Annotated in this window: 1 protein-coding gene; it reads left to right on the top strand. The window is 69.4% G+C overall.

Annotated features, from left to right (window positions below):
* Positions 1-416: 416 nt before the first annotated feature.
* Positions 417-520, top strand: a 104-nt coding sequence (locus tag ACTIDRAF_RS33250; protein ID WP_157163273.1) for a DUF397 domain-containing protein, incomplete at its 3' end; no start/stop codon positions are given.

Below are 520 nucleotides of genomic sequence, written 5' to 3'. Positions count from 1 at the left end.
CCGGGACGCGGGCACCCTCGTCGTTGATCGTGACGCCTTCGCTGCCTTCATCGCGGCGGTGAGGTCCGACCGCTTCTGAGTGTTCCTCGGATGTGGTGGAGCCCCCGTGATGCGGGGGCTCCAGGCGTTCGGGGGGTGGGTGGGCTTGGGTGGCGGCGTGCGGTGGAAGGACGTGTCCGCGGTTCCGGTGGCATCGCCTGGGGCGGGTTGAGCGCTGCTGGTGGTAGCCGCTGCTCCTCCCGGTGGTGTCCGTGTCCTACGGGTGGTGGTGGGTGGCCTTCGGCTGCCACGATGGGTGGACTGCCGGCGAGCGTGGGGCTGCCGAACTAGGGCGGGTCTTTTGTTCGAAGCCTGCCGTGGACCAGCTCCAAGGCCGGTGAGCCCTCATCGCCTGATGCGAATGAGCAAGGAGGAGCATGGTGGCCCATCCTTCCCTCACCAACTGGCGCAAAGCCCGTGCGAGCGGCGGCCAGGGCGGCTGCGTCGAAGTCGGTGGCGCGCCAGGCATCGCGGGTATCCG

The organism is Actinoalloteichus spitiensis RMV-1378 (assembly GCF_000239155.1).
GTDB lineage: Bacteria > Actinomycetota > Actinomycetes > Mycobacteriales > Pseudonocardiaceae > Actinoalloteichus_B > Actinoalloteichus_B spitiensis.
The sequence above is the reverse complement of the archived record's forward strand: the minus strand, read 5'-3'. Positions and strand labels throughout refer to the sequence as shown.